Raw genomic sequence first — 17691 nt, forward strand, 5'->3', positions numbered from 1 at the left:
CACTCGCCCGGAGACCCACCGTGTCCTTTCGCCTGACCTCGCTGCTGCGCGCGCTTGCCGCGCCGCTCGCCTTCGCCGCGCTCGTCGCCGGCGCCCCCGCGGCCCACGCCGACGAAACGGCGATCTGCTACAACTGCCCGCCCGAATGGGCCGACTGGGCCGCGCAGATCGCGGCGATCAAGCAGAAGACCGGCATCCGCGTGCCGTTCGACAACAAGAACTCGGGCCAGTCGATCGCACAGTTGATCGCCGAGCAGAAGAGCCCGGTGGCCGACGTCGTCTACCTGGGCGTATCGTCGGCATTCCAGGCGAAGGACAAGGGCGTGATCGCGCCGTACAAGCCCGCGCACTGGAACGACATTCCCGCGAACCTGAAGGACCCGCAAGGCTACTGGTTCGCGATCCACTCGGGCACGCTCGGCTTCTTCGTGAACAAGGACGCGCTCGACGGCAAGCCGGTGCCGCGTTCGTGGGCCGATCTGCTGAAGCCCGAATACAAGGGCATGGTCGGCTATCTCGATCCGTCGAGCGCGTTCGTCGGCTATGCGGGTGCGGTCGCCGTCAACCAGGCGCTCGGCGGCAGCCTCGACGACTTCAAGCCGGGCCTCGAGTGGTTCCGCAAGCTGAAGGCGAACGCGCCGATCGTGCCGAAGCAGACGGCCTACGCACGCGTGCTGTCCGGCGAGATTCCGATCCTGCTCGACTACGACTTCGACGCGTATCGCGCGAAATACAAGGACAACGCGAACGTCGAGTTCGTGATCCCGAAGGAAGGCACGATCGCGGTGCCGTACGTGATGAGCCTCGTGAAGGGCGCGCCGCACGATGCGAACGGCAAGAAGGTGCTCGATTTCGTGCTGTCGGACGAAGGCCAGAAGCTGTGGGCCAATGCGTACCTGCGCCCGGTGCGCGCGCAGGCGCTCGGCGCCGACGTTGCCGCGAAGTTCCTGCCGGCGAGCGAATACGCGCGGGCGAGGTCGGTCGATTTCGGCAAGATGGCGGCCGGCCAGCAAGCGTTCGGCCAGCAATACCTGCAGGTGATGCAGTAAGCGGCCGGCCCCACGTCATGCTCGACCTGACTTTTCCACTGCGCTGGCGCGTCGCGCTCGTCGCGCCGGCGCTGGCGGTATTCGCCGCGTTCTGGCTGCTGCCGATGGCGTCGCTCGTGCGCGTGTCCGCCGACGGCGCGTTCTTCTCGCACTACGCGGCGCTGCTCGGCAATGCGCGCTACATGAAGAGCCTCGGCGAGACGGTCGCGCTGTCCGCCGGCGTCACGCTCGCGACGCTCGCGCTGTCGACGATCTCGGGCCTGCTGCTCGCGCGCCGCGAATTCGCCGGCAAGCGCGTGCTGCTCGCGCTGCTGACGTTTCCGCTCGCGTTCCCGGGCGTCGTCGTCGGGTTCATGGTGATCATGCTCGCCGGGCGCCAGGGGTTGATCGGCATGCTGTCGGCGAAGCTCACGGGCGACAAGTGGGTCTTCGCGTATTCGGTCGCCGGCCTGTTCGTCGGCTACCTGTACTTCTCGATTCCGCGCGTGATCGTCACCGTGATCGCGGCCGCGTCGAAGCTCGACGCGTCGCTCGAGGAAGCCGCGCGTTCGCTCGGCGCATCGCCGTGGCGCATCTTCGTCGACATCGTGCTGCCCGCGCTCGCGCCGGGGCTGATCGCGGCCGGCGCGATCTGCTTCGCGACCGCGATGGGCGCGTTCGGTACCGCGTTCACGCTCGCCACCGACCTGAACGTGCTGCCGATGACGATCTATACCGAGTTCACGCTGAACGCGAACATCGCGACCGCGGCCGGCCTGTCGATCGTGCTCGGCATCGTCACCTGGGCCGTGCTCGCGCTCGCGCGCCGCTTCACCGGCCACACCGCCGCCGCCGCGGCCTGAGGATTCCAGTATGCAATCGCTTTCCGGCTCTTCCGCGCCGTCGCCGGCGCCCGCTACGGCTCCGTTGCCAGCGAAGCGTGCCGCGCGGCGTGCGCCGCGCGCCGCCGGGGCGCGGGCGATCGCCGCGCTGCAATGGGGCGTCACGCTACTGCTGTGCGCGTTCCTGATCGTGCCCGTCGTGATGTCGGTGCTCGCGGGGCTGACCGTCAATTATTTCCGCGGCCTGTCGAGCGGCCTCACGCTGCGCTGGCTCGAACAGGTGTGGCAGCAGTATCACGGCTCGGTCGCGCTGTCGCTCTATGTCGCGTCCGCGACGCTCGCGATCGTGCTCGTCGTCGGCGTGCCGGCCGGCTATGCGCTCGCGCGCAGCAAGAGTCGCATCGCGCGCGCGATCGAGGAAGCGCTCGTGCTGCCGGTCGCGCTGCCGGGGCTGGCTTCGGCGCTCGCGCTGCTGGTCGTGTACGGCGGCTTCACCGCGTTCCGGATGAGCCTGTGGTTCATCGTCGTCGGCCACGTCGTGTTCACGCTGCCGTTCATGGTGCGCGCGGTGGCGGCCGTCGCGGCGGGCGCCGACCTGCGCACGCTCGAGGAAGGCGCGGCGAGCCTCGGCGCGTCGTTCGTCACGCGCTTCGTCACGATCGTGCTGCCGAACCTGCGGCCCGGCATCGTCGCCGGTGCGCTCGCGGTGCTCACGCTGTCGATCGGCGAATTCAACCTCACATGGATGCTGCATACGCCCGACACCAAGACGCTGCCGGTCGGGCTCGCCGATACCTACGCGTCGCTGCGCCTCGAAGTCGGCAGCGCGTACACCATCCTGTTCCTGCTGATGACGCTGCCGCTGCTCGTCGCGATGCAGTGGCTCGGCGTCGATCCGTCCGGTACGCGCGCGCTGAAGAAGCGCCCGCGCTGACTTTTCCTGCAGACATGAAGCTCGATTCCACTCCCATCACCCTGACCGGCTGCGCGAAGACGTTCCGCGGCACCCGCGTGCTCGAACCGCTGGATCTATCGATCGGCGCCGGGGAAACGCTCGTGCTGCTCGGGCCGTCGGGCTGCGGCAAGACGACCACGCTGCGCCTGATCGCGGGCCTCGACACGCCGGACGCCGGCGGCACGATCGCGTTCGGCGACGACGACGTCACCGCACTGCCGATCGAGCGCCGGCAGGTCGGCATGGTCTTCCAGAACTACGCGCTGTTTCCGAACCTGACGGTGCGCGGCAACGTCGGCTACGGGCTGAAGATCCGCAAGACGGAGCCGCGCGCGTTGCGCGAACGCGTCGACGAACTGCTCGCGATGATGCGGCTCGACGCGCATGCGGACAAGCCGGTCGATCAGCTGTCGGGCGGCCAGCGTCAGCGCGTCGCGCTGGCGCGCGCGCTCGCGGTGCGGCCGCGCGTGCTGCTGCTCGACGAACCGCTGACCGCGCTCGACGCGAAGCTGCGCGACGTGTTGCGCCGCGACATGAACGCGCTGCTGCGCGCGCTCGGCGTGACGACCGTCTACGTGACGCACGACCAGGCCGAAGCGATGGAGCTCGGCGACCGCATCGTCGTGATGGGCGCGGGCCGCATCGAGCAGATCGGCACGCCGCGCGAGATCTACTACCACCCGGCGAACCGCACGGTCGCGCAGTTCATCGGCACGCTGAACCGGCTGGCGGGCCGGTGGCGCGACGGTGCGCTCGAAACGACGGGCGGCGCGATCGTCACGCCGCACGCGGCGGACGAATGGTTCTTCCGCCCCGAGGACGCGCAGCTCGCCGATCCCGCGCATGCGCCGCTGCGCGGCGCGGTCGGCGCGTGCGCGTTCCTCGGCGAGCGCACGCGGCTCACGATCGAGCACGCGGCGCCCGACGCGCTCGTGATCGACGTGCCGGGCCGCATCGCCCTCGCGCGCGGCACGGCGGTCGGCCTCACGATCGCGCCGGAAGGCCTGATCGCGCTCGGCGCGTAAGCCGTCGATCGGGCATCATCCGTGCAGCACCCCACGGCGGCGCACGCCGCCGCACAACAACCAGACGATTCCGAGGAACGACGATGCTGCTTGCTCAAATCAGCGATCTCCACATCAAGCGTCCGGGCCAGCTCGCGTACCGGCGCGTCGACACGGCGGCCGCGCTCGCGCGCTGCGTCGCGAAACTGAACGCACTCGTGCCGCGCCCCGACGCGGTGCTCGTCACCGGCGACCTGACCGACTTCGGCCACGACGAAGAGTACGGCAACCTGCGCGGGCTGCTCGCGGCGCTCGAGATTCCGTATTACCTGATGATCGGCAATCACGACGACCGCGCCGGGCTGCGCCGCGCGTTCGCCGATCGCGCCGAGTGGCAGGACGGCGAATTCGTGCAGTACGCGTTCGACGTCGGCGCGGTGCGCGTGCTCGCGCTCGATTCGCAGGTGCCGGGCGCGAGCCACGGCGACCTGTGCGACGCACGGCTCGCGTGGCTCGCCGCGCAGCTCGACGCCGCGCGCGCGCAGCCGGTGATCGTCGCGCTGCATCACCCGCCGTTCGTGTCGGGCATCGGCCATATGGACAAGCTGCGTCTCGCGCCCGCCGCCGCCGCGAAACTCGACGCGCTGCTACGCGATCATCCGAACGTCGAGCGCGTGCTGTGCGGTCACGTGCATCGCACGATGTTCACGCGCTTCGGCGGCACGCTCGCGTGCGCGGTACCGTCGCCCGCGCACCAGGTCGCCTTCGACCTGCGGACCGACGCGCCGTCCGCCTTCCGGCTCGAACCGCCGGCGTTCGCGGTCCATCGTCATGCGCCCGACACGGGGATGACGTCGCATCACGTCTATATGGACGAAGGCGCGGGGCCGTATCCGTTCTACGAGCCGACGGGCGAGCTGGTCGACTGACCGCGTGAAGCGCGTGCAGTGACGGGCGGCCACCGGCCGGCGATGCAGGCGTGCCGCCGGCAGGATTCGCGTCGCTCCGGTATGATCGGCAGCCTCGACCGGCGCCCGCCTGCCTGCGCACCCGACGCGTGCGCCGCCCGCCGCGCCGCCCCACTCCGTGCCCGCTGCCATGTCCACCGCCTCCACCGACCGCCCGACCGACGCCGCCTCGCCCCACTACTCGCGCAGCCTGCTGTTGCTGCTCGCGACGATCGCGGGCGTCTCGGTCGCGAACATCTACTACAACCAGCCGCTGCTCGACAGCTTCCGCGCGTCCTTTCCGGGCAGTGCGTCGTGGATCGGCGCGGTCCCGACCGCCACGCAGCTCGGCTATGCGGCCGGGATGTTCCTGCTCGCGCCGCTCGGCGACCGGTTCGATCGCCGCCGGCTGATCCTGCTGCAGATCGCGGGGCTGTCGATCGCGCTGATCGTGGCGGCCGCCGCACCGTCGCTGGCCGTGCTCGCGGTTGCCAGCCTCGCGATCGGCATCCTCGCGACCATCGCGCAGCAGGCCGTGCCGTTCGCCGCCGAAATCGCACCGCCGGCCGAACGCGGCCACGCCGTCGGCACCGTGATGAGCGGCCTGCTGCTCGGCATCCTGCTCGCGCGCACGGCCGCCGGCTTCGTCGCCGAATATTTCGGCTGGCGCGCGGTGTTCGCCGCATCGGTCGCGGCGCTCGCGGCGCTCGCCGTCGTGATCGTGCTGCGGCTGCCGCGCAGCTCGCCGACGTCGGCGCTGTCGTACGGCAAGCTGCTCGGCTCGATGTGGCATCTGGCCGTCGAACTGCGCGGGCTGCGCGAGGCATCGCTGACGGGCGCCGCGCTGTTCGCCGCGTTCAGCGCCTTCTGGCCGGTGCTCACGCTGCTGCTCGCCGGCGCACCGTTCCATCTCGGCCCGCAGGCAGCCGGCCTGTTCGGGATCGTCGGGGCCGCGGGCGCGCTCGCCGCGCCGTATGCGGGCCGCTCCGCGGACACGCGCGGCCCGCGCGCGGTCATCTCGCTCGCGATCGCGTTGCTGGCACTGTCGTTCGTGATCTTCGCGCTGTCGGGTTCGAGCCTCGTCGGGCTCGTGATCGGCGTGATCGTGCTCGACGTGGGCGTACAGGCCGCGCAGATCTCGAACCAGTCGCGCATCTATGCGCTGAAGCCAGAAGCACGCAGCCGCGTCAATACGGTGTACATGGTGTGCTACTTCATCGGCGGCGCGCTCGGCTCGTCGGCCGGCGTCGCCACATGGCACGCGTTCGGCTGGACCGGCATGTGCGCGGCCGGCCTGCTGTTTACCGCGCTGGCCGGCTGGTTCCACCACCGCGGCGGCCGGCGCGACTGAGCGCGACCGGCTACCGCCGCGTCACGCGTCGGTGCGCGAGGCGGCGGCCGGCTCGGCGGCGGGCGGCGACGCGAACGCCGGGGCCGGGTCGATCACCGCGCCGGGATCCATCACCGCCGCGGGCGTCGGCACCGCGAGCGGGACGGCGGAAGGCGCGAGAATGGGCGCCGCATCCGGCGTCGCGAGCGGCTCGGCGACGGGCGCAACGTCCGCCGCCGGCGCCTGCTCGGCCGCCACGGCCGGTGAACTGGTCGCCGCAGCCGCCGGTCGGCGCGCCGGGTCGAACACGAACGACAACCCGACGCTGCCGAGGATCGCGACGGTCGCGACCACGGTCGCCATCGTCACCGGTTCGCCGAGCAGCAGCGCACCGAGCGCGACCGCGACGATCGGGTTCACGTACATGCAGCTGCTCGCGATGATCGGGCTCGTGTGGCGGATCAGGTAGCCGTACGCGACGTACGCGGCCATCGTGCAGAACACCATCAGGTACACGAACGCGAACACGGACCCGACGGCCAGCTGTTCGATGCGTTCGCCGAGCAGCCAGGCGACGATCGTCGACATCAGCCCGCCGAGGCCGATCTGCAGCGACGTCGACAGGAACAGGTCGGACGGCAGCCTGAGCCGCGTCGCGAGATGCGCGCCGCCCGCCCAGAACAGCGCGCCGGCCAGCACGCAGATCGTGCCGAGCGCCGAGTTCGCGGCGGCCGCGCCGCCCGAATTCAGCACGACGATGCCGACCATCCCGAGCGCGACGGCCGCCCATTCGCCCTTCGCCACCGGCCGCCCGGCGACCGCCGCGATCACGGTCGCGAACAGCGGCACCGTGGCCACCATCACCGCGGCCGACCCGCTGCTGACCGTGCGCATGCCGAGCGCGATCGTGCCGGACGACAGTGCGACGAGCATCGTGCCGACGATCGCCGAGTTGCGGATTTCCAGCAGCGTCGGCCACTCGGGCTTGCGCCGCAGCGCGAAGATGAACAGGCCGATCCCGCCGAGCAGGTTGCGCAGTCCCGACAGCAGCAGCGGCGGGAACGACTGCAGCGCGAAATGCAGCCCGCTGTAGGTCGAACCCCAGACGAAATAGATGAACACGAGCGCGAGCGCCACGCGGCCGCCGCGGCTTTGCGGCAGGCGGATGCGGAACGAGAAGCGGGTGAGGAAATCGAGGAGGCGGTCGAGCGGAGTCATCGTTCGAGCCCCCGGACACCCCGCCGCGGGCGCGAGCGGGAAAGACGGGAAATACCGGCGAGGCCGGCACGTGCGCCGGCCGGGACCGGAACGGCGAACAAAGACATGCGGAACGACATGACGGTGCGAACGGCAACGATAAGCGGGCCCGGGCAATCCGGCCACGGACGGGCAAAAAAAAGCGTGCGCGGCCATTCGGCCACGCACGTCAGGCATTATGCATCAAGGATTAGAAAGGCAACCGGAGACCTTGCTGAAAGGATCCCGACTGACGTTTCGGCGCGACACCGGGCTGCCGAGCGCGAACCGCCGCGCGTCGCGGAACCCGGCGCGCGCGCCGCTACGGCGCCAACTCGACCCGCACGACCGCGCCGCTCGCGTCGGCCGACAGCACGGTGATTCGCCGTCCGGATACCGTATCGACGAGCGACTTGCCCGGCATCAGCGGTGCGTCCTTCATGCCGGCGGCGCTGCCCGGCGTTGCGTCGATGAGCGTGTTCCTGATGCTCGCGTTGCTCAGATAACGCGTGATTCGCACGGTCACGCCATTGACGAACGGCGATGTGTCCGGCCAATCCTCGTACGAGCCGGGTTTGCCTTGCGGACGGCGGAATTCGAGTATCAATGCCGTGCCGTCGCCTCGCGGCAGCCGATAGCCCTGCTTGCCCGGCAGCGTGCTCCACAGCGGCGCGAGGCGATACGTGCCGGGCTTGACGATCGCCGGCACGTCGTCCTCGGAGAGCCAGCCGGTGAACAGTTGATAATTGACCGGATACATTCGCCGGCCGCCACCGCCCACCGTATCGGTCGGATCGTCGATGCCACCCGTCACGCAATCCGGGCCGACCGTGACGGCCCCATCCTTGACCGGGCAATTCCGCAACGAATCGGGATGGTCCGCGCCGATCGAGTGACCGAATTCGTGCGTCCACATCCAGTACCCTTTACCGGAACCGTTCGACAAGATCCAGTTGCCGGGACTCCCCGCCACACCGGCAAACTTGCACGCGCTGACCGACGGGAAATCGATGAGCAGTAAATTGAACTTGCTGGCGTCGACGCCACGCGCCAGCGCAGCAGCCTTCGCCTGCGCCCGAATGTCCGCCGTACGGCAACCGGCCGGGACGTCGCCGAGATAGACGTCGGTCAGTACCGTGCCATCGAGCGCGTAATTGCCGTGCGATGCCTGTTTGAGGTAGTCCGCGAACGACGAGGAACCCGTGCCGTCACCGAATACCGCGTTGCGGATCGGTTCGGCGGGATTCGCCGCGGCCTGGCCCGTGAAGTAACCCGTTATCAGCAGCGCACTGTCGACGCCGGTCACCCTGCGCATCAGGCTAGGCACCTCGCCCTCGTAAATCCAGCGCGCCTCGGGCTGGTCGCCTGCGGGCAGCATCGCGAGCGTGTTCCCCGTCGCTTGCAGCGACGCGCCACGACCCAGATCTCTCCAGTGCTTGTTGAGCATCGTGAACGCGCCGTTCTGGTCGAGCGTCGGCACACGCCAGAGCCGCGTCGTCGGGTAATCGCTGCCGTCGCACGGTGCCAGGGTCGCCGCGCCCGGTGCAGCAGGCGCCACGCGCAAGCAGACGTTTCGACCTTGCGCTTCGGCGAGCACGTTCTTCACCCTGAAGTAATAGTTGCTGGCCCTGTCCATCCGCCAGCGCTGCGCATCCGCTCCCGAACAGGCCTGGAAATCGACATCCACGCCATTGGCAGTCGACATCGCGAGGCAACGCTCATCACCTTGCGCGAGGTTGCGGAGGGTGAAGCTCAGGTCGAGCGGCGCAGGCGGCTCGGGCGGCGGTGCCGGAGGTTCCGGGGGCGGTGCCGGAGGTTCCGGCGGTGGCGCAGGCGGCTCCGGTGGTGGCGGCACGGACGGCTCAACCGGCGCGGGAGGCGCGGGAGGCTCGGGCGTCGTCGGCGGATGCGGATCGGCCGGCTCGATATCCTCCGGCGCCGGCCGCGGGACCGTTTCTTCATTCGTCACGACCACGGACGTATCGTCGTCACCCCCGCCGCAGGCCGACAACGTCAGCCCCGCGACCAGGCAAAATACCCCCAACGGCATACCATGCCGGAAAAATACAAAGCTCATGTTCAATTGACCTCAACCGCGAATGAGAGAAAGGAGGACGTAGCCGTGCACGCATCGACAGGCCGTGCGGCCAGCGTGACTCGACAAGTCGCTTACGATTCGGATAACGAATGGATGAAATCCGGCTGAAGCCGGATGCGGACCCCATCAATCGACGCGGAAATGACAACGTCGCGAGCACTGAATACTCGGGGATGGGCGACCTTCACGAGAAAGGAAATTATAAAAAATCGCGACTAAACCAAACAATCGGACAAGTCCGAAATGAAGTGGCTGTCCGATTTGGAAATCAATGGTGTTTCCACCTGTTGCCGCGCTGAAACCGCCGCGCGACGCCGATGCATCGCGCGGCCCGTTTCACGATCCGCCGAACCAGTTGTAGCCCTGATCGACCCAGTAGCCGCCCGGGAACGTATCGGTCACGAAGATTTCCATGATGTGCTTCGGGTTCTTGTAGCCGAGCTTGGTCGGCATCCGCAGCTTCATCGGGAAGCCGTACTCCGGTGGCAGCGGGCGCCCGTCGTACTCGAACGCGAGCAGCGTCTGCGGATGCAGCGCGGTCGGCATGTCGATGCTTTCGTAGTAGTCGTCCGCGCACTTGAAGCCGACGTATTTCGCCCGCGTGTCGGCGCCGGCACGCGCGAGGAATGCGCCGAACGGCGTGCCGCCCCAGCGGCCGATCGCACTCCACCCTTCGACGCAAATATGCCGCGTGATCTGTTCCGCGTACGGCAGCGCGCGAAGCGCGTCGAGCGTCCACACGCGCTGCCCCGTCACGCGGCCCGACAGCACGAGCCGATACGTCGATTCGTCGACGTGCGGCACGTCGTCGATCCCGTAGTACGCGTTGAACGGGAACGGCCGCGTGATGTCGGCCTCGGTGTAGGTCGGCGCAAGCCGGTTCGGGTCGAACAGCCACGCCTGCACGCGATCGTTCATGCGCGACACTTGCTCGAGGAACGTGTTGACCGACGCGTCGTCCTGCAGCGTGCAGCCGGTCAGCATCGCGAGGCCGCCGAGCGTCAGCACGCGCCGGTTGAACAGCCGCCGCGACGGCATCTCGAGTTCGCGGCGCACGTCGAGTTCGAGCGACTTCCGGTCGAGTGTCCAGTGCTGCACGCCGCGGTTTTCTTCGGATTCCGACATGATGATTTCCTTCGCCCGCGAAGCGGGTCAGCGGCCGCGCAGCATCGCGAGCAGCGAGCGCGGCACCAGCAACGCCATCGCGACATGGACGACGACGAATGCGACCAGCAGCGCCATCGCCCAGAAGTGCACGATGCGCGCGTTGTCGTAACCGCCGAACAGCTCGCGCAGCAGCGGGAACTGCACCGATTTCCAGATCGTGAGCCCCGACAGCACCAGGACGACGAGATCGACGATCGCGGTCAGGTACGCGGCACGCTGCACCGCGTTGTAGACGCTCAGGTCGTCGTGCGACAGCCGCCCGCCGAGCGCGGCGCGCACGTCGCGCCACACCGACGCAGGTGCCACAGGCAGCAGCTTGCGCGCGAAGCGCCCCGTCGCGATCGACATCGCGAGGTAGAACAGCCCGTTGCCGACCAGCAGCCACATCGCCGCGAAATGCCATTGCAGCGCGCCGCCGAGCCAGCCGCCGAGCGTGATGCCGTGCGCGAACGTGAACGACGGATAGATCGGCGACGCGTCGTAGATGCGCCAGCCGGACAGCGCCATCAGGATCGCCGCGAGCGCGTTGAGCCAGTGGCTCGCGCGCACCCACCGCGGATGGATCGTCGGCGCGGGTGGCGGCGCGCTCGCACGATCCGTGACAGGAACCGTTTGCATGATGAAGCCTCCCGGGATGAAGCGACGGGGCGCGATGCGCAGCGGTAGCCGGCGGCCGCGCCCCGCCCGCATTCGTCAGTTCGACGGGCTCATGGCGTCGTCCTTCTTCATCGCGTCGCCCTTCTTCATCGCATCGTGGCCCATTGCATCCTTCTTCATCGCGTGCTTCTTCATGCCGTCCTTCTTCATCGCGCCATCCTTGGCCATCGCGTCGTGGCCCATCGCGTCCTTCGACATCGACATGCCGTCCTTCGACATCGCGTCGTTCTGCGCATGGGCGCCCGTTGCGATCGTGGCGAGTGCCGCGACACAGGCGGCGAGGAATACGTTTTTCATGACATCTCTCCGATACATGGGTTGGGGAGCCGAATAGACGGAGCACACCGCCGGAAATGACAGCGATGGCGAAAAATTTTTGAGGGCGCAGACAAGGAAAGGACATGCTGCACTGCTCGTCCGTGCCATCCCGGACCACGAGGCGGCTCGACGGCGGCGCTTGCTGCGGCGCACCGTGCGCGCGTCGGCGGCCGCGGCGCGCCTGCCGTCCGGCGCCATCGGCTTCGCACCCGGTTGAAACCGCCGCCGAGCCGGTGTATCGTGTGCCCTTGCTAACGCGGGGGTCCTGCAATGCGCTCGGTCAAACAGCCGGCATTGCGGGTGAGAAATACCCTTTGAACCTGATCTGGATAATGCCAGCGCAGGGAAGCGTACGGATTTCGCCGCCATCCTTCTGACGAATCCGCCGCCTCACCAAGCCTCGTCTCCTGCTTAGCTCGAGCCCCACATTCGTCAAGGGCTCCGGGCAAGCGCCGAAGCGCCTGTCCGGCGCCCGCACAGGAGATTGCATGAACGCCAATCCGAAGTTTCTGTCTGCCGACGCCCACGTCGATGCCGCTGCCGTCGCGCCGCTGCCCAATTCGCGCAAGGTGTATGTCACCGGTTCGCAACCCGACATCCGCGTGCCGATGCGCGAGATCACGCAGGCCGACACGCCGACCGGCTTCGGCGGCGAGAAGAACCCGCCGATCTACGTGTACGACACGTCGGGCCCGTACACCGATCCGGACGCGAAGATCGACATCCGCGCGGGGCTGCCCGCACTGCGCCAGCGCTGGATCGAAGCGCGCGGCGACACCGAGGTGCTCGACGGCCTGTCGAGTCGATACGGCCGCGAGCGCGCGGCCGATCCGGCCACGGCCGACCTGCGTTTCCCGGGCCTGCACCGCAACCCGCGCCGCGCGCGGGCCGGCAAGAACGTCACGCAGATGCACTACGCGCGCCAGGGCATCATCACGCCGGAAATGGAATACATCGCGATCCGCGAGAACCAGCGCCGCGCCGAGTACATCGAGAGCCTGAAGTCGAGCGGCCCGAACGGCGCGAAGCTCGCCGCGATGATGGGCCGCCAGCACCCGGGCCAGGCATTCGGCGCCGCGGCCTTCGGCGCGAACGCGCTCGCCGAGATCACGCCTGAATTCGTGCGCGACGAAGTCGCGCGCGGCCGCGCGATCATCCCGGCGAACATCAACCACCCGGAATCCGAGCCGATGATCATCGGCCGCAACTTCCTCGTGAAGATCAACGCGAACATCGGCAACTCGGCCGTCACGTCGTCGATCGGCGAGGAAGTCGACAAGATGACGTGGGCGATCCGCTGGGGCGGCGACACGGTGATGGACCTGTCGACCGGCAAGCACATCCATGAAACGCGCGAGTGGATCATCCGCAACAGCCCGGTGCCGATCGGCACGGTGCCGATCTACCAGGCGCTCGAAAAGGTCAACGGCAAGGCCGAGGACCTGACCTGGGAAATCTTCCGCGACACGCTGATCGAGCAGGCCGAGCAAGGCGTCGACTACTTCACGATCCACGCGGGCGTGCGCCTGCAGTACGTGCCGCTCACCGCGAACCGGATGACGGGCATCGTGTCGCGCGGCGGCTCGATCATGGCGAAGTGGTGCCTCGCGCATCACAAGGAAAGCTTCCTGTACGAACACTTCGAAGAGATCTGCGAGATCATGAAGGCGTACGACGTGAGCTTCTCGCTCGGCGACGGCCTGCGTCCCGGCTCGATCTACGACGCGAACGACGAAGCGCAGCTCGGCGAGCTGAAGACGCTCGGCGAGCTCACGCAGATCGCGTGGAAGCACGACGTGCAGGTGATGATCGAAGGCCCCGGCCACGTGCCGATGCAGCTGATCAAGGAGAACATGGATCTCCAGCTCGACTGGTGCAAGGAAGCGCCGTTCTACACGCTCGGGCCGCTCACCACCGACATCGCGCCGGGCTACGACCACATCACGTCGGGCATCGGCGCCGCGATGATCGGCTGGTTCGGCACCGCGATGCTGTGCTACGTGACGCCGAAGGAACACCTCGGCCTGCCGAACAAGGACGACGTGAAGGAAGGCATCATCACGTACAAGCTCGCCGCGCACGCCGCCGACCTCGCCAAGGGCCACCCGGGCGCGCAGGTGCGCGACAACGCGCTGTCGAAGGCGCGCTTCGAATTCCGCTGGGAAGACCAGTTCAACCTCGGCCTCGACCCGGACAAGGCGCGCGAATTCCACGACGAGACGCTGCCGAAGGATTCGGCCAAGGTCGCGCACTTCTGCTCGATGTGCGGCCCGCATTTCTGCTCGATGAAGATCACGCAGGACGTGCGCGAGTTCGCGGCGCAGCAAGGCGTGTCGGAGACCGAAGCGCTGAAGAAGGGGATGGAAGTCAAGGCGGTCGAGTTCGTGAAGACCGGCGCCGAGATCTACCACCGTCAGTAAGCGTGCGCGACGAGCTGCGCCGGCTCGCATCGCGCTGCACGAAGCCCGCTTTCGAGCGGGCTTTTTTGCGCACGTCGCGTGCCTGCGGCCCCAAGCGAAACAATTGATTACGAAACCGCGCGAGCCTTAACAAGTCCTTACAGCAGCGTCGGGGGACGGCGCGTAGATTGGGGACATGCGCGGCCGCCAGCCGGTCGTGCGCCTTCCGTTCACTACCACAAGGACAACGATCATGAATTCGATTCGGCGTTTTGGGGTATGCGCGCTTATCGTCGCGACAGTCGCCAGCCTGTCGGCCTGCGATTCGATGTCACGGCGCCAGCGCGATACGGCAATCGGTGCGGGTGTCGGCGGCGTCGCCGGCGCGGCGATCGGCGGCAACGCGTTGTCGACGCTCGGCGGCGCGGCGGCCGGCGGCATCATCGGTAACCAGGTCGGCAAGTAAGCAACCCGGCATCGGCCGGCTGGGCGTCGCCCGGCCGCCATCGGCCAGTCGGCCCGACGGCGTTTCCGCAGTGCGGAAACGCCGTTTTCGCATGCGGCGGTGCAATCGGTGCGCCACCGTCCGGAAATGATCGGTTACCGTTTTTCATCCCGTGTCATCGGTACACGGCCTAAGCTGAAAGCATCTGCCGATGGCCGGCTCCGCCGGAGACACATCATGAACAGGACCTTCGCCGCCGCGGCGCTCGCCTGCACGACGCTCGCCGGCTGCTATTACCCGTACGGCTACTATCCGGGCGGCTATTACACGGCGGCGCCGGTGGCGGTACAGCCCGCGCCCGTGTATGTCGACCCGGCGCCCGCCTACTACTACCCGGCGCCGGCGTATGCGCCCGCGTGGGGCGGTTATTGGGGCCCGGCGCTGTCGCTCAATTTCGGCTTCGGCGGACGCGGCGGCTGGCGCCATCACTGACTGGCCGCGCCGGCGCAACCGGCGACATGCCCGTTTCTTGTCGTTTCATCCGATCGTGAAACGATGGCGCGGTAACGCGGTGTAAGATTCCTCGCATCCCGTCCCCACCCTCGCCGATCGATGTCGCCCAAGAACGCTTTCCTGCTGACCGTGCTCGCCGCCCTGTGGGGCGCCTCCTTCCTGTTCATCCGGGTCGGCGTCGTCGATTTCGGCGTCGCGCCGCTGATGGCGCTGCGCGTGGGCATCGGCGCGCTGTTTCTCGCGGGCTTCGCGCTGACGCGCTTCAAGCCGGCCGATCTCGGCACCCGGTTGCGCCGTCATGCGTGGCCGCTGTTCGTCGTCGGCGCGCTCAATTCCGGCATCCCGTTCTGCCTGTTCGCGTTCGCCGAGCTCACGCTGTCGGCCGGCGTGACGTCGGTGATCAACGCGACCACGCCGCTGTGGGGCGCGCTCGTCGCTTACCTGTGGCTGAAGGACAAGCTGTCGCTGCCGCGCGCGCTCGGCCTCGTCATCGGGTTCGCCGGCGTGCTCACGCTCGTGTGGAACCAGATCGCGACGGCGCACGGCGACACGGGCGCCAGCGCGACCGCACTCGCCGCGGCGGCCGCACTCGGCGCGACGCTGCTGTACGGCATCGCGGCCAACTATACGAAACGCAAGCTCGGCGGCGTCGATCCGCTCGTCAACGCAGCGGGCAGCATGATCGGCTCGACCGTCCTGCTGCTGCCGTTCGCGATCGCGACGTGGCCGGCCACGCCGGTCGGCGTGCATGCATGGGGGGCGGTGCTCGCGCTCGGCGTCGCGTGCACGGGCATCGCGTATTTCATCTTCTTTCACCTGATCGCGCATATCGGGCCCGCCCGCGCGATCACCGTGACGTTCGTGATCCCCGTGTTCGGGCTGCTGTGGGGCGCGCTGTTCCTCGGCGAACACGTGTCGGCCGTGATGATCGAAGGCTGCGCGATCGTGCTCGTCGGCACCGCGCTCGCCACCGGCGTGATCAAGCGGATCCCCGGCGTCAGGCCGCGCGGCGGCGAAGCGGCCTGATGATCCGGCACGCCGCGGCGCACGGGTCGGCGTCCGTCGCGCGGTAGTGCAGACGGCGGACTTGCCGAGGTACGGCCGATCGCGGCGCGGTGCGCGGGCATGCGTGTCATTCGTCTGACAGCGGCAGCCGTGCGCCGCTGCGACGCCCTTCGTTTCGCGGCGGCCCTGCATCGTCCGCCTGCGGCGCCGCTGCCCGCGGGCCGGAGTCGCGGTGTACCGTTTGCGTCTGGAGTTACCCTGATACGCGCGGCGCGGCAATCCCGTTACACTCGAAATACCTATCCGCAGAAGGCGGTCTCGATGCCCCACGTTCTTTCGCGTCCGCCTGCGCATGCGGCTGCATCGGCGTGGTGGCGCGCCGCCGCCCCACCGCCCGTTGCCGGGCTCCGCTGACATGAAGCCCGCCCGCGACCTGTCGCTCGACGCGCTGCTCGAACGCCTCACGCCGACACCCCACGGCTGGCTCGCCACCTATCGCACCACGACATTGCGCAGCGTGTTCCAGCCCGTGCTGTCGATCACGCACAAGCGCGTCGTCGGCTACGAAGCGCTGCTGCGCGTCGTCGACGGGAACGGCGCGCTGGTGTCGCCCACCGCCCTGTTCGACAAGACGCGCGGCGACGCCGACGCGCTGCTGCTCGACCGGCTCGCGCGCTGCCTGCACACGGCCAATTTCGTCGCGCAAGGCATCGGCGACGGCTGGCTGTTCCTGAACGTGACGCCGCGCGTACTCGATACGGGCCTCGTGCAGCGCGAGTTCGTCGAGGCGCTGTGCCGGCATTTCGCGCTGCCGCCGAATCGCATCGTGCTGGAAGTGGTCGAACAGCCGGCGCGCGACGAAGCCGCGCTCGCCCGCACGATCGACATGATCCAGCATCGCGATTTCCTGATCGCGATCGACGATTTCGGCACCGGCTTCTCGAACTTCGACCGCGTGTGGCGGGCGCGGCCCGACATCGTGAAGCTCGACCGCTCGCTCGTCGAGCGTTCGACCGGCTCGGCCGACGATCGCCGCATCATGCATCACCTCGTGTCGATGCTGCACCAGGCCGGCGCGATGGTGCTGGCCGAAGGCGTCGAGAGCGACGACGCGCTGCAGGCGCTGATGGAAGCCGACATCGATTTCGTGCAGGGTTTCCAGTTCGGCCAGCCCGACGCATCGATCGCGCACGCGAGCGCGGCGGCGCCCGCGATGCTCGACGCCGCGTGGCGGCGCTTCCTCGCCCGCCGGCACACGCCGGTGGCCGCCGAACAGCCCGGCTTCGACGCGATCGAACGGCTCGTGCTCGGCGGCGCGGCGGCGTTTTCGGCGAGCGGCAACCTGCAGGACGCCGCGCAGCGCGTGTTCGCGGTGCCGGCCGCGCGTCGCGTGTTCGTCACGGACGAGACCGGCGAACAGTTCCTGCCGTCGATCGGCGCGCCGCCCGACGACAGCCAGGCGAGCGCGACCCGCCTCGCGCCGCTGTTCCCCGAGACCCACAGCAACTGGTCGCGACGCCCGTACTTCCAGCGCGCGATCGCCGCCCCCGGGCGCGTCGCGCTGATGGGCCCGCACTTCTCGCTGACGGAAGGCCGCGACTGCTATACGGCCGCCGTCGCAATGCGCGCGCAGAGCCGGCTCGTCGTGTTCTGCGTCGACTTCGTGCTCGACAGCGCGGGCACCGTGATGCGCTAGCCGGTGCGCGCGGCGGACGTTCGCCTTCGGCGCGCACCGGCGCGTCGCTCG

16 protein-coding genes and 1 riboswitch are annotated in these 17691 nt (G+C 68.6%); of the genes, 11 read left to right on the forward strand and 5 right to left on the reverse strand.

All coding sequences use genetic code 11. From position 1 onward, the window contains the following. Window positions 1–20: 20 nt before the first annotated feature. The 6 genes from HWX62_RS08875 to HWX62_RS08900 all read left to right on the forward strand — a co-directional run bounded on the left by HWX62_RS08875 (window position 21) and on the right by HWX62_RS08900 (window position 6127). Window positions 21–1049, forward strand: coding sequence for an ABC transporter substrate-binding protein (locus HWX62_RS08875; RefSeq protein WP_175929538.1), 1029 nt, complete (start codon window positions 21–23; stop codon window positions 1047–1049). A gap of 17 nt (window positions 1050–1066) precedes the next feature. After that, the gene (locus HWX62_RS08880; RefSeq protein WP_175929539.1) at window positions 1067–1891 is read left to right on the forward strand and encodes an ABC transporter permease; all 825 of its coding nucleotides are present in this window, start codon (window positions 1067–1069) and stop codon (window positions 1889–1891) included. A 10-nt stretch (window positions 1892–1901) separates the two neighbouring features. Continuing rightward, window positions 1902–2804: an ABC transporter permease subunit gene (locus tag HWX62_RS08885; protein WP_175929540.1), complete on the forward strand. Its 903-nt coding sequence runs from the start codon at window positions 1902–1904 to the stop codon at window positions 2802–2804. A gap of 14 nt (window positions 2805–2818) precedes the next feature. After that, entirely contained in the window at window positions 2819–3850 is a 1032-nt protein-coding gene (locus HWX62_RS08890) for an ABC transporter ATP-binding protein (protein ID WP_175929541.1), read from the forward strand. Between the two features lie 83 nt (window positions 3851–3933). Continuing rightward, complete coding sequence (locus tag HWX62_RS08895) at window positions 3934–4758, forward strand: phosphodiesterase (protein WP_175929542.1); 825 nt, start codon at window positions 3934–3936, stop codon at window positions 4756–4758. Window positions 4759–4927: 169 nt separating this feature from the next. Beyond that, window positions 4928–6127 carry an MFS transporter gene (locus HWX62_RS08900; protein ID WP_175929543.1) on the forward strand — a complete coding sequence of 400 codons (1200 nt, stop codon included), beginning with the start codon at window positions 4928–4930 and terminating at the stop codon, window positions 6125–6127. A 21-nt stretch (window positions 6128–6148) separates the two neighbouring features. Here the strand turns inward: HWX62_RS08900 and HWX62_RS08905 are convergent, their stop codons facing one another. From HWX62_RS08905 to HWX62_RS08925, 5 genes are all read right to left on the reverse strand, one after another. After that, the gene (locus HWX62_RS08905) at window positions 6149–7324 is read right to left on the reverse strand and encodes an EamA family transporter (RefSeq protein ID WP_175929544.1); all 1176 of its coding nucleotides are present in this window, start codon (window positions 7322–7324) and stop codon (window positions 6149–6151) included. Between the two features lie 340 nt (window positions 7325–7664). Next, on the reverse strand, window positions 7665–9419 hold the full coding sequence (locus HWX62_RS08910; protein ID WP_244136002.1) for an RICIN domain-containing protein: 1755 nt from the start codon (window positions 9417–9419) through the stop codon (window positions 7665–7667). Window positions 9420–9776: 357 nt separating this feature from the next. Then, window positions 9777–10565 carry a molybdopterin-dependent oxidoreductase gene (locus HWX62_RS08915; protein ID WP_175929545.1) on the reverse strand — a complete coding sequence of 263 codons (789 nt, stop codon included), beginning with the start codon at window positions 10563–10565 and terminating at the stop codon, window positions 9777–9779. A 27-nt stretch (window positions 10566–10592) separates the two neighbouring features. Beyond that, window positions 10593–11225 (reverse strand): cytochrome b/b6 domain-containing protein, encoded by a 633-nt coding sequence (locus HWX62_RS08920; RefSeq protein ID WP_175929546.1) that lies wholly within the window; start codon window positions 11223–11225, stop codon window positions 10593–10595. 75 nt (window positions 11226–11300) lie between these two features. Further along, a complete protein-coding gene (locus HWX62_RS08925; RefSeq protein ID WP_175929547.1) occupies window positions 11301–11561 on the reverse strand; it encodes a pentapeptide MXKDX repeat protein in 261 nt (86 codons plus the stop codon). Between the two features lie 269 nt (window positions 11562–11830). Further along, a riboswitch (TPP riboswitch) is annotated at window positions 11831–11947 on the forward strand. Window positions 11948–12070: 123 nt separating this feature from the next. Between HWX62_RS08925 and thiC the strand changes: the two genes are divergently transcribed. The 5 genes from thiC (at window position 12071) to HWX62_RS08950 (ending at window position 17640) form a co-directional block, all read left to right on the forward strand. Further along, on the forward strand, window positions 12071–14002 hold the full coding sequence (gene thiC / locus HWX62_RS08930) for a phosphomethylpyrimidine synthase ThiC (protein WP_175929548.1): 1932 nt from the start codon (window positions 12071–12073) through the stop codon (window positions 14000–14002). Between the two features lie 232 nt (window positions 14003–14234). Then, a complete protein-coding gene (locus HWX62_RS08935; RefSeq protein WP_175929739.1) occupies window positions 14235–14447 on the forward strand; it encodes a glycine zipper 2TM domain-containing protein in 213 nt (70 codons plus the stop codon). A 216-nt stretch (window positions 14448–14663) separates the two neighbouring features. Beyond that, window positions 14664–14918, forward strand: a complete 255-nt coding sequence (locus tag HWX62_RS08940; RefSeq protein WP_175929549.1) for a hypothetical protein — start codon at window positions 14664–14666, stop codon at window positions 14916–14918. A gap of 120 nt (window positions 14919–15038) precedes the next feature. Beyond that, window positions 15039–15965, forward strand: coding sequence for a DMT family transporter (locus HWX62_RS08945; protein ID WP_175929550.1), 927 nt, complete (start codon window positions 15039–15041; stop codon window positions 15963–15965). A 394-nt stretch (window positions 15966–16359) separates the two neighbouring features. After that, window positions 16360–17640 carry an EAL domain-containing protein gene (locus HWX62_RS08950; protein WP_175929551.1) on the forward strand — a complete coding sequence of 427 codons (1281 nt, stop codon included), beginning with the start codon at window positions 16360–16362 and terminating at the stop codon, window positions 17638–17640. Window positions 17641–17691 lie beyond the last annotated feature (51 nt).

This window comes from Burkholderia sp. BCC0506 (genome assembly GCF_902833145.1).
Lineage (GTDB): Bacteria > Pseudomonadota > Gammaproteobacteria > Burkholderiales > Burkholderiaceae > Burkholderia.